Annotated in this window: 10 protein-coding genes; 7 read left to right on the forward strand and 3 right to left on the reverse strand. The window is 70.7% G+C overall.

What is annotated here, in order from left to right:
- The first annotated feature begins 20 nt into the window (after window positions 1-20).
- From gspL to E8D38_RS03920, 7 genes are all read left to right on the forward strand, one after another.
- Window positions 21-1271 carry a type II secretion system protein GspL gene (gene gspL / locus E8D38_RS03890; RefSeq protein WP_140626432.1) on the forward strand — a complete coding sequence of 417 codons (1251 nt, stop codon included), beginning with the start codon at window positions 21-23 and terminating at the stop codon, window positions 1269-1271.
- On the forward strand, window positions 1268-1783 hold the full coding sequence (gspM, locus tag E8D38_RS03895; RefSeq protein ID WP_140626433.1) for a type II secretion system protein GspM: 516 nt from the start codon (window positions 1268-1270) through the stop codon (window positions 1781-1783). The genes gspL and gspM overlap by 4 nt, the downstream gene beginning before the upstream one ends.
- Window positions 1784-1804: 21 nt before the next feature.
- On the forward strand, window positions 1805-2722 hold the full coding sequence (gene gspN / locus E8D38_RS03900) for a type II secretion system protein N (RefSeq protein WP_140626434.1): 918 nt from the start codon (window positions 1805-1807) through the stop codon (window positions 2720-2722).
- A 2-nt stretch (window positions 2723-2724) separates the two neighbouring features.
- Window positions 2725-4956: a type II secretion system secretin GspD gene (gene gspD / locus E8D38_RS03905; protein ID WP_425462745.1), complete on the forward strand. Its 2232-nt coding sequence runs from the start codon at window positions 2725-2727 to the stop codon at window positions 4954-4956.
- A gap of 20 nt (window positions 4957-4976) precedes the next feature.
- Window positions 4977-6401 carry a type II secretion system ATPase GspE gene (gspE, locus tag E8D38_RS03910; protein ID WP_140626436.1) on the forward strand — a complete coding sequence of 475 codons (1425 nt, stop codon included), beginning with the start codon at window positions 4977-4979 and terminating at the stop codon, window positions 6399-6401.
- Window positions 6402-6487: 86 nt separating this feature from the next.
- Window positions 6488-7705 (forward strand): type II secretion system inner membrane protein GspF, encoded by a 1218-nt coding sequence (gene gspF / locus E8D38_RS03915; protein ID WP_140626437.1) that lies wholly within the window; start codon window positions 6488-6490, stop codon window positions 7703-7705.
- A gap of 239 nt (window positions 7706-7944) precedes the next feature.
- The gene (locus E8D38_RS03920; RefSeq protein ID WP_246099345.1) at window positions 7945-8388 is read left to right on the forward strand and encodes a globin family protein; all 444 of its coding nucleotides are present in this window, start codon (window positions 7945-7947) and stop codon (window positions 8386-8388) included.
- 13 nt (window positions 8389-8401) lie between these two features.
- Here E8D38_RS03920 and E8D38_RS03925 read toward each other — a convergent pair whose 3' ends face one another.
- From E8D38_RS03925 to E8D38_RS03935, 3 genes are read right to left on the reverse strand one after another with little or no spacing between them, the layout of a single operon-like run.
- Window positions 8402-10435: a hybrid sensor histidine kinase/response regulator gene (locus tag E8D38_RS03925; protein WP_140626438.1), complete on the reverse strand. Its 2034-nt coding sequence runs from the start codon at window positions 10433-10435 to the stop codon at window positions 8402-8404.
- Window positions 10432-11244, reverse strand: coding sequence for a response regulator (locus E8D38_RS03930; protein WP_246099346.1), 813 nt, complete (start codon window positions 11242-11244; stop codon window positions 10432-10434). Before E8D38_RS03930 ends, E8D38_RS03925 begins: the two co-directional genes overlap by 4 nt.
- Entirely contained in the window at window positions 11244-11462 is a 219-nt protein-coding gene (locus tag E8D38_RS03935) for a hypothetical protein (RefSeq protein ID WP_140626439.1), read from the reverse strand. Before E8D38_RS03935 ends, E8D38_RS03930 begins: the two co-directional genes overlap by 1 nt.
- Between the last annotated feature and the right edge of the window lie 249 nt (window positions 11463-11711).

The following is an 11711-nucleotide window of genomic DNA, read 5'->3' on the forward strand; positions in this document are numbered from 1 at the left end:
CACCCAGCGCTGAACCCTTCATGAGCCTTCTGGTCGTCCTGATCCCCCCGCGCCCGCGGCTGCGTTCGCGCACACCCGGGGCCGACGCCGCCGCGGCGCCCCGTGCCAGCGGCGAAATCGCCTACCTGCTCAGCAGCGACTCCATGTCGGTGCAGCGCGAAGGCCAGTGCGCGCCTGCGCTGCTGCCCAAGGCCGACAGCGTGATCGCCGTGCTGGCCGAGTCCGACGTCAGCTGGCACCGCATCACCGTGCCCAAGGCGCCCGCCACCCGCCTGCGCGCAGCACTGGCCGGGGTCCTGGAAGAAGCACTGCTCGACGACACCGAGACCACCCACCTGGCGCTTGCGCCGCAGGCCAAGGCCGGCGAGCAGGCTTGGATCGCGGCCTGCGACCGGGCCTGGCTGGCGACGGAGCTCTCGCGCATCGAACAGTCCGGACTGCGGGTCGACCGTGTGGTGCCCGCCGCCTGGCCCGACGAACCGCCGAGCGGCCACTTCCACGAACTCAGCCACCCGCACGACGGCACGCAGCTCACGGTGGGCCTCACCTGGTCACACGGCAACGGCGTGGCGACCTGGCCGCTGCAGGGCGGTCTTGCGCGTGCGCTGCTGCCGCAGCCGCTGCCGGCCAGCGTGGGCTTCACCGCCACGCCGGCCGTCGCCGCACCCGCGGAACGGTGGCTGGGTACTGCGGTCACCGTGGTCACGCCGGCCGAACGCGCGCTCGCGGCGGCCCGTTCGCTGTGGAACCTGCGCCAGTTCGAACTCGCCCCGAGCCATCGCGGTGTCGACGCCCTGCGAGACCGCTGGCGCAGCTTCATGAGCCCGGCCTGGCGGCCGGTGCGGCTCGGCGCCGTCACGCTGGTGCTGCTGCAGCTGATCGGACTCAACGTGTGGGCCTTCCAGCAGCGCTTCGCGCTGTCGAACAAGCGCGAGGCCATGGTGCAGCTGCTCAAGACCGCACATCCGCAGGTGCGCGCCGTGCTCGACGCGCCGGTGCAGATGCAGCGCGAGACAGAAGCCCTGCGAGCCGCGGCCGGCCAGGCCGGCGACAGCGACCTCGAGGCCCTGCTGCAGGCGGCAGCCAGTGCATGGCCCCAGGGCCAGCCGGTGCAGAACCTCAAGTTCGAGCCGGGTTCGCTCACGCTGGCGGTGCCGAACTGGGGCCCGGAGCAGATCGACCAGTTCCGCAGCGCGCTCGAACCGAGCGGCTGGAACATCGAGGCGGCCGAGGCCCGCATCACCATCTCACGCGCCGGAGGCCGTTCATGAGCGATCGACTGCCGCCGGCCGTCAAGGCACTGCGCACCCAGGCGCTGGCCCGCTGGAACAAGTTCCCGCCGCGCGAACGGCGACTGCTGGCCATTGCCGGCGGCGTGCTGGGCTTCGGCATCGCATGGGCCATCGCGGTACAGCCGGCCTTGCGCACGCTGCGCGAAACACCCCGGCAGCTCGAGGCACTGGACCTGCAGTTGCAGCAGATGCAGCGGCTGGCCGGCGAGGCCGAGATGCTGCGCGCCACGCCGCAGGTGTCGGCGTCGCAGGCCGAAGCGGCGCTACGCGGAGCCGCCGAACGGCTGGGCACGTCCGCCCGGGTCAATCTGCAAGGGGACCGCGCCACCGTCACTCTCAACGGCGTGCCCGGCGATGCACTGGCGGCATGGCTGGGTGAAGTGCGCAGCGCAGCGCGCGCGCGCGTGCTCGAGGCCCAGCTGTCGCGCGGCACAGGAGAGGCGGGCGGCTACAGCGGCACCGTGGTGCTGGCACTGGGCCGGCCGAGCTGAGAACGACAAGAGACCGACCCTATGGCATTCGCATCCTTCAAACGCTCGCGCCTGTCCTGGCGTTCGGCGCGCCGCGGCGCCGCACCCACCACGCGCTGGGGCGAGTCGACGCTCGAAGTGGCACGCTGGGCCAAGGCCCGCAAGGCCGGCGGCCGCTGGGCCCTGTGGGGCGCGGTGCTGGGCAGCCTGGCCGGGCTGGTGCTGTTCGCGCCGGCCGCATGGCTTGCTTCCGCGGTGGCGGGTGCGTCGAACGAGCATTTCGTGCTGGCCGATGCGCGCGGCACCATCTGGTCGGGCAGTGCGGTGGCCGTGCTCACCGCCGGCCCGGGCAGCCGCGATGCGCGCTCGCTGCCGGGGCGCGTCGAATGGTCGCTGCTGCCCAGCATCAGCGGCGCCGGGCTCGGATTCCTGCTCCAAGCGCGGCATGAGTGCTGCATCAACGGCACGCTGGGGCTGCGCATCCAGCCGGGCTTCGGCAGGGTGAGCGTGGCGCTGCTGCCGGGCGGCCCGTGGGTCGGGCAATGGCCCAGCGCCTGGCTTGGCGGCCTCGGGACCCCATGGAATACATTGCAGCTCGGCGGGGCGGTGCGCCTCACCGCACAGGGCCTCAGGCTCGAAGTGGTGCAGGGCAGGCTGCGCGTGGAAGGCATGGCCGGCGTCGACCTGATGAACGTGTCGTCCAGGCTGACCACGCTCGACCGCCTGGGCAGCTACCGGCTCAACCTGTCGGGCGACCCGGCCAATGCCGGCGCAGCCCAGCTGCAGCTGAGCACGATCGACGGCGCGCTGCGGCTCTCAGGTGAGGGCCAGTGGGGGCCGAACGGGCTGCGCTTCAGGGGCGAAGCCACCGCCAACGAACAAGAGCAAGCCGCCTTGACCAACTTGCTGAACATCATCGGACGGCGCGACGGCGCCCGGTCCGTCATTTCGATCGGATGACCATGCGCATCACCTCTCTCCAGTCACCGCGCCGGGCCACCACGCTTTGCACACGCGCCCTGACGGCGCTGCTGGCCGTCTGCCTGGCCGCCCCGGCTCCGCTGGTGGCCCAGCAGCCGGCAAAGCGCAGCGAGCCGGTAACGCTGAACTTCGTCAATGCCGACATCGAAGGCGTGACGCGCGCCATGGGCGCCATCCTCGACCGGCAGATCCTCGTCGATCCGCGCGTCAAGGGCACCATCACGCTCTACAGCGAACAGCCGCTGTCACCGCGCGAGGCCTTCCTCAACTACCAGGCGGCGCTGCGCGGGCTGGGCTTCGCGATCATCGAGGTGGCCGGGCTGCTGAAGGTGGTGCCCGAGGCCGACGCCAAGCTGCAGACAGGCACCGTGTCGGTGGGCGCCGTCACGCAGCGCGGCGACCAGATCATCACGCAGATCTTCCGGCTGCAGCACGAGAACGCCAACAACCTGGTGGCGATCCTGCGGCCGCTCATCAGCCCCAACAACACGATCAACGCCAACCCGGGCAACAACAGCCTGGTCATCACCGACTACGCCGACAACCTGGCACGCATCGCCAAGATCATCGCGGCGACCGACGTGCCGGCAGCCACCGACCTCGAGGTCATTCCGCTGCAGCATGCGGCGGCCTCCGACTTGGCCGCGCTGGTGCAGCGCCTGGCCGACACCTCGGGCGCACCGGCCATCCAGGGCGCCCCCGGCGGCGGTGCGCTCACCGTGCTGGCCGATCCGCGCACCAATTCGCTGCTGGTGCGCTCGCCCAACCAGGCGCGCCTGTCGCTGGTGAAGTCGGTGGTCGAGAAGCTCGACCGGCCCGGCCAGGGCGGCATCGCCGGCAGCAACATCCACGTCGTGTACCTCAAGAACGCCGACGCGGTGAAGCTGGCGCAGGTGCTGCGCGCGTCGTTCGGCGGCGGCTCCGGCGGCGGCAGCGGCAGCGACACCGGCGGCGGGTCGCTCGGCAGCAACACGGCGCTCGGCCGCGGCGGGCAGCAGCCCGGCACGACGCTGGGCAACACCGGCCAGCAGCAGCAGGCCGGCGGCGCGGCGTCGCCGCAGGCCACCGCGCCCGTGCAGCAGTCGGGGCAGCCGTCCACCGGCGGCTTCATCCAGGCCGACCCGGCCAGCAACTCGCTCATCATCACGGCCACCGAGCCGGTGTACCGCCAGCTGCGCGCCGTGATCGACCAGCTCGATTCGCGCCGGGCGCAGGTCTACATCGAAAGCCTGATCGTCGAGGTGACCGGCAACAACGCGGCCGAGATCGGCATCCAGTGGCAAGGCCTGCTGGGCCGGGAAGGTGACAAGTACGGACTGGTCGGCGGCACCAACTTCGGCGGCGCCGGCAACCTGCTCAACATCACGGGTCAGCTGATTTCCGGCGCAAGCAGCGGCAGCACGGGCACCACGCCGTCGAGCTTGCTCGGCAACGGCCTGAACATCGGGCTGATCAAGGACTTCGGCGGCACGTACGGGCTGGCAGCCCTGATGCGGCTGCTTCAGAGCCAATCCAACATCAACATCCAGTCCACGCCGAACCTCATCACGCTCGACAACGAAGAGGCCAAGATCGTGGTGGGCCGAAACGTGCCTTTCGTGACCGGCCAGTTCACCAGCACCGGCACAGGCACCACCAGCCCGTTCCAGACCATCGAGCGGCAGGACGTGGGCATCACCCTTCGCATCAAGCCCCAGATCGGCGAAAGCGGCACAGTGCGCATGCAGATCTTCCAGGAGTCGTCACAGGTCGAAGACCAGGTAGCCCCCGGCACCAGCAATGCCGGCCCCTCGACCAGCAAGCGTTCCATCGAGTCGAACGTGGTAGTCGACGACGGCCAGATCATCGTGCTGGGCGGCCTGATCGAAGACTCTTTGCGCGATGTCCGCTCCAAGGTGCCGCTGCTGGGCGACATCCCGGTGCTGGGCGCGCTGTTCCGCAGCGAAAGCCGCACCAAGGAACGGCGCAACCTCATGGTGTTCCTGCGGCCGGTCGTGATGCGCGACCAGGCTGCGGCCAACAAGCTCACGCTCGACCGCTATGACGTGATCCGCGCGCAGCAGCAGGCCAACCAGCCCGAGCATCGACTCCTGCTGCCCATCAACGAGGCTCCCGTGCTGCCGCCGCTGCAAACCCCCGCGCCTGCACAGCCCGCAGCGAAGCAGGAGCCGCCGCCGCCCATCGCGCCGTCGGCCTCCGCGCCGCTGCGCTGACCTTCGCAGGAGGACACGCCATGGGCGCCCGCCACCCCCTGCCCTACGCCTTCGCCAAGGCGCACACGCTGCTGCTCGAAGACGACGGCGAGCACCTCACCCTGTGGGCCGACACCGGCGTGTCGCCCTCGGCCCTGTCCGAGGTGCTGCGCCTGTACGCGGTCGACAGCATCGAGCGAGAAGCCACCTCCACGCTGGCCAATCGCATCGCCGCGGCCTATGCGGGCGGCGAGTCGAGCGCCGCCGCGGTGGTGGGCGAAGTCGAGAGCGCAGTCGACCTGTCGCGCCTGATGCAGGACCTGCCGGCGGTCGAAGACCTGCTCGAGGCCGCCAACGACGCGCCGATCATCCGCATGCTCAACGCGCTGCTCACGCAGGCCGCGAAGGACGGTGCCTCCGACATCCACATCGAGGCCTACGAAAGAAGCTCGTCGGTGCGCTTCCGGGTGGACGGCACGCTGCGCGAGGTGGTGCAGCCCAACAAGGCGCTGCACGCCGCGCTGATCTCGCGCCTGAAGATCATGGCCGAGCTCGACATCGCTGAAAAGCGCCTGCCGCAGGACGGCCGCATCTCGCTGCGCATCGGCGGCCGCGCGATCGACGTGCGGGTCTCCACGCTGCCCTCGGCCCACGGCGAACGCGCGGTGCTGCGCCTGCTCGACAAGGGCGATTCCAGCAAGTTCTCGCTCGAGTCGCTGGGCATGAGCGGCGAGACCCTCACCCGCTTCAACAAGCTGGTGGCACAGCCGCACGGCATCGTGCTCGTGACCGGCCCCACCGGTTCCGGCAAGACCACCACGCTGTACGCCGCGCTGGGCACGGTGGACACCTCCACCACCAACGTGCTCACGGTGGAAGATCCGGTCGAATACGAGCTGCCCGGCATCGGCCAGACGCAGGTCAACGCCAAGATCGAGCTGACCTTCGCCAAGTCCCTGCGCGCCATCCTGCGCCAGGACCCCGACGTCATCATGATCGGCGAGATCCGCGACCTCGAAACCGCGCAGATCGCCATCCAGGCCTCGCTCACCGGCCACCTGGTGCTGGCCACGCTGCACACGAACGACGCGCCGTCGGCCGTGACCCGCCTCACCGACATGGGCATCGAGCCCTTCCTGCTCAGCTCCTCGCTGCTGGGCGTGCTGGCCCAGCGCCTGGTGCGCAAGCTGTGCCCGGTGTGCAAGAAGCAGGACGCGCAAGGACGCTGGCATCCGGTGGGCTGCCCCGAATGCGCCAACACCGGCTACAAGGGCCGCTGCGGCGTCTACGAACTGATGGTGGTGGACGACCAGATCCAGAACCTGATCCACAGCCGGGCCGCCGAGTCGCGCCTGTTCGTCGCGGCCGAGCAGGCCGGCATGAAGACCATGCGCGAAGACGGCGAGCGGCTGGTGAAGACCGGCATCACCTCGCTCGAGGAACTCATGCGAGTCACACGCGAATAGTGATCAGTGACTTGTGAGTGGTGACTTGTGAACAGCCCACCAGTCACTGGTCACCAGTCACGAGTCACCAGTCACTACCCAAGAAGATGCCTGCCTACCGCTTCGAAGCCGTCGACGCCGCCGGCCGTGCCACCAAGGGCCTGCTGGAGGCCGACAACGCCAAGGCCGCCCGCGCGCAACTGAGGGCACAGGCGCTGGTGCCGCTCGAAGTCACCCAGGTGGCCTCGGAAGCGGCCAACACCGGGCAGTTCTCCTTCGGCCGCGGCCGGGCGTTCAGCGCCACGGCGCTGGCCATCTGGACGCGGCAGCTCGCCGGCTTGGTGGGCTCGGGCCTGCCGCTCGAACGTGCACTCACCGCCCTGGCCGACGAGGCCGAGGATCCCAAGCAGCGCGAGCTGCTCGCGCACATGCGCGCCGAGGTCAACGCCGGCGCCCCGTTCGCGCGCGCGCTGGCGAGCGCACCGCGCGAGTTCGACGAGGTGTACCGCGCGGTGGTGGCTGCCGGCGAACAGAGCGGCCAGCTCGGCACGGTGCTCGACAAGCTGGCCGACGACCTGGAAGAACGCCAGGCGCTGAAGGCCAAGCTCATCGGCGCGGCGCTGTACCCGGCCATCGTGTCCATCGTGGCCGTGGTGATCGTCGTGTTCCTGGTCACCTATGTGGTGCCGCAGGTGGCCAGCGTCTTCGCCGGCTCCAAGCGCGCCCTGCCCTTCCTCACCAGCGCCATGCTGGCCATCAGCGGCTTCGTGCGCAGCTGGGGCTGGTTCATGCTGCTGGCCATTGCCGGCGGCGTGGGTTCGCTGCTCTATGCACGCCGCAACGAAGCCTTCCGCGAGCGCTTCGACGCCTTCTGGCTCACGCTGCCGCTGATCGGCCGGCTCTCGCGCGGCTACAACGCCGCCCGTTTTGCCGGCACGCTGGCCATGCTGGCCGGCGCCGGCGTGCCCATCCTGAAGGCGCTGCAGGCCGGCGCCGAGACGCTGTCGAACCGCGCGATGCGCGCCGACGCCATGGATGCGCTGGTGCAGGTGCGCGAAGGCGCGCCGCTGGCCTCGGCACTCGCCGGCAAGAAGCGCTTCCCCGGCCTGCTCGCCATGTTCGCGCGGCTGGGCGAACAGACCGGCCAGCTGCCGGTCATGCTGCAGCGCGCCGCGGTGCAGCTGGGCGCCGAAGTGCAGCGCCGCGCCATGGCGCTGGCCACCATCCTGGAGCCGCTGCTGATCGTGGTGATGGGCATGGTGGTGATGCTGATCGTGCTGGCGGTGCTGCTGCCGATCATCCAGCTCAATACCTGGGTGAAGTAGCCCACCCCCTACGGCCTTCGGCCGCCCCCTCAAGGGGGCGACGCTGGCGGACCGGCGGAGCCGGATCCGCGGCGTCTACTCCCTCGCTGCTTCTTTTGGTCGCTGCTGCGGCTTGTAGCGGTGTTGTGGCGGGGGTGGCGCGAAGGGCTCTCAACAATCGAAACGCTGGGCGACATCTCGTCGATACGTTCGCCTTCCACACTGAGGCTTCCCAATGAAGCGAATGAAGGAAGGTTCCGATGATGATGACTCCCGAGCAGATCGCGCTGGTGCAGCAGAGCTTTGCCCGCGTGGCGCCGATCGCGCCGCAGGCGGCGGCGATCTTCTATGACAAGCTCTTCGCGGCCGATCCGTCGCTGCGGGCGATGTTCCGCGGCGACATGGCGGCGCAGGGCGAGGCGCTGATGCGCATGATCGCGGCCGCGGTGCGCACGCTGGACCAGCCGGAGCACCTGGTGCCGGTGCTTCGCAACCTCGGCCGCCGGCACGACGCCTATGGCGTGAAGCCGCAGCACTACGACACGGTGGGCGGCGCGCTGATCGCCACGCTCGAGCAGGGGCTGGGCCCGGCCTTCGACATGCCCACGCGGGCCGCCTGGGTCGCGATGTACACGATGGTCAGCCGCACCATGCAGGCGGCCGTGCCGCAGCAGGAGCAGGAGCAGATGGCCGCGGCCGCCTGAAGGCGCGCTTGGTTCAGGCCAGCGGCAGGGGCGCCGGTGCCGGCGCCTCCAGACAGGCGAACACCTGCTGCAGCAACTCGGACGGTGCGAACGGCTTCTCGAGGCAGGCGCAGCCGGTCTCCTGGAGGAATTCGCGCGCGCCGGTGGACAGGGTGTCGCCGGTGACGAACACGAAGCGCCGCGCCAGCGCCGGATGCCGCTCGCAGCACAGGCGCCACAGGCCCGGGCCGTCCATGCCCGGCATGCGCAGGTCGCACACCACCGCATCGAAACGCGCCTCCTGCAGGAGCTCCAGCGCCACCTCGCCGGACTCGGCGGTGGCCACCTCGATCTGCTGGGTCTCGAGCACCTCGCGGATCAGCTCGCACAGCTGCGGCTCGTCGTCCACCACCAGCACCCGCCACACCGCCATGTCGGTGTCGAGCGCCAGCAGCGGGGGCGGCTCGGGCGCCAGCGCCTCGGTCGCCGCCACCGGAATGCTGAGCCGGAAGCTCGCACCGGTGTCGAACGGGCTGCGCTCCTCGAGCGCCAGCTCGCCGCCGTGCTCGCGCGCGACCGAACGCGACACCGCGAGGCCGAGCCCCGTGCCGGCGCCTTCGGGCTTGGTCGTGTAGAACGGATCGAAGATGCGCGGCCGGTGCTCCGGCGCGACACCCGGGCCGTTGTCGGCCACCCGCAGCCACACCCGCGGCGTGCGGTTCGGCCGCGTGGCCTCCACGCCAGTCTCCACCCTCAGCACGCGCGGCGGTCCGCAGGTCGCCAGGGCCTGCTGCGCATTGACCAGCAGGTTGAGCACCACCTGGCCGACCTGGTCGGCATCGGCCACCACCTCGGGCAGGCCTTCGGCCAGCCGCAGGTCCACCACGATGCCGCTGGTGCGCAGGTTGTACTGCAGCAGGTCCACCGCGCCGCGCACCATGTCGTTGACCTGCACCGGCGCGCGGGCGCCGGGCTTCTGCCGCGCCATCGACAGGAAGGTGCGCACGATGCGCCCGCAGCGTTCGGCCGCCTCGCGGATGCTGGCCGCGTCGGCCTGCAGCACCGGGTCGCGGCACTTCGATTCCAGCAGGCTGGCGCGCCCCATCACGATGGCCAGCGGGTTGTTCAGCTCGTGGGCCACGCCGGCGAGCAGGCTGCCCATGGCGGTGAGCTTCTCGCTCTGCCGCAGGGCCTCGCGCTGGCGCTCGATTTCGCGCGCGGCCTGGCGGCGGTCGGTGAGGTCGCTCAGCGACGCGGTGAAATGGTCCTGCCCTTCCACCTGAGTGCGCCACAGCACCATCTCCACCGGGAACTCGGTGCCGTCGGCCCGCAGCGCCTCGATCTCCATGCGCCTGCCCAGCACGTGCGACTGGCCACCCGCGCCGATGCGCCCCATGCCGGCGATGTGCGCGGCGCGAAACCGCTCGGGGATGATGAGGTCGGACACCAGCTGCCCGATCACCGCCTCGCGGGCGCGGCCGAACATCGTTTCGGCCGCCGGGTTGAACTCGACGACGCGGCCGGTCGCGTCGGTGGAGATGAGCGCGACCAGCGCATGGTCGACGATGGAAGACTTGAGCTGCTCGGTGGCCTGCAGCTGCGCGAGCCGCGCCTGCAGTTCCAGCTCATGGTGCTTCAGCTCGGTGAGGTCGCGGTTGAAGGCCAGGACGGCGCTCACCGGCTGGCCGGGCGCCGCGTACGGCCGCACCGTTTCCTGCACGTAGCGGCGGCCCCGCGCCGGGTAGTCGCGCCAGCCCTCCCAGCGCATCGACTCGCCGGCCATGATGCGGTCGATCACCGGGCGGTACAGCGCGAAGGCCTCCTCGCCCACCACCTCCGCCACCGTGCGGCCGAGCACCTGGCCGGCCTCCAGGCCCATGAAGCTCAGGAACTCATGGTTGACATAGACGTAGCGGAAGGCGGTGTTCACCGCCACCACGCGGCCGGGCACGCTGTCGAGCACCGCCTTGAGCATGCCCAGGTCGGGCGCGGGCAGCTCGGTGGTGTCGCCCACGCCCGGCGCCACCGGATGCAGGAAGGACGGGATGCCTGGCGCGGGCCCGCTCATTGCGGCACGAACACGTAGCCCACGCCGCGCACCGTCTTCAGCACTTCGGGCTTGTCGGGGTTGCGTTCGATCTTGCGGCGCAGCCGCATCACCCGCAGGTCGATCGAGCGGTCGAACACGTCCCAGCCGCGGTTGTGCGCCTGCTCCATGATCTGGTCGCGGTTGAGCGGGCGGTTCGGGTGCTGGGCGAACAGCGCCAGCAGGTCGAATTCGGCCGCGGTGATGGCGATGTCCAGCCCGTCGGGGCCGAGCAGGCGGCGCTGCTCGAGGTCGAGCGCGCAGGCGCCGAAGGCCACGCGCCGGGCGGTGTCGGCCGGCGCGGCGGCCACTGCGGTGCCGGCGGCCGCCACCGACAGCCGGCGCAGCACCGCGCGCACCCGCGCCAGCAGCTCGCGCAGCTCGAAAGGCTTGGGCAGGTAGTCGTCGGCGCCGACCTCCAGGCCGACCACGCGGTCGACCGAGTCGCCGGCGGTGGTGAGCATCAGCAGGCCCATCGCCGGGTGGCGCTCGCGCAGCCAGCGCGCCAGCGACAACCCGTTTTCACCGGGCATGTTGATGTCGAGCACCGCCACGGACGGCACGCCGCGGGCCACGCACTCGCGGGCCTGCTCGGCGCTTTCGGCCGTGTGCACCGCAAAGCCCTGCGCTCCGAAGTATTCGGCGAGCAGCGCCCGCAGCTCGGGTTCGTCGTCCACCACCAGCAAGCTGGCCTGTCCCACCATGGCGCCCCCCTCGTCGAGCCCGACAAGCGCCCGATCATGCCAGCGTCTGGCCGGCATGTGCCCGAGCGGCACGGGCGCCGGCAGCATCAGGCCAGCTCCAGCAGGTCTTCGGCAAAGGCCTCGCTGCGGAAGACCACCGGGCGGGTGTCGTCCCAGGCCGGCATCGCCTCGGCCGGCAGCGACCGCCGCGCAGCCGCGGCGTCACCTCGCCAGGCCGCGCGCAGCACCGCGAGCACGAGGTCCTTGCCGGCGGCGCGCTGCAGCAACGAGGACGTGGAGGAGGAGCGGGCGTCGAGCAGGTTCATGGCAGCGGCCTCGGTGTCTGGTGTGGAAGTAGCCGGCATGGTGCGCGCCGGCCGTATCACCGAGGTTTCCCGCCGCGGCGGTTTTCGTTTCAATTGTTTGCGGACCGGCCGCCCACGGCCGCTAGCACTCGGGCGCCTCGGCTGCCATTGAACCGTGGCACGCCGGTTGCACACTAAAACCGGCAAAAGGTCCTCTTGTTCTGGTGCTCAGGCACCGAGGACTTTGCTTCAATGGGCCATGACGTCTGG

The organism is Methylibium rhizosphaerae, assembly GCF_006386545.1.
GTDB classification, from domain to species: Bacteria; Pseudomonadota; Gammaproteobacteria; order Burkholderiales; family Burkholderiaceae_C; genus Pseudorivibacter; species Pseudorivibacter rhizosphaerae.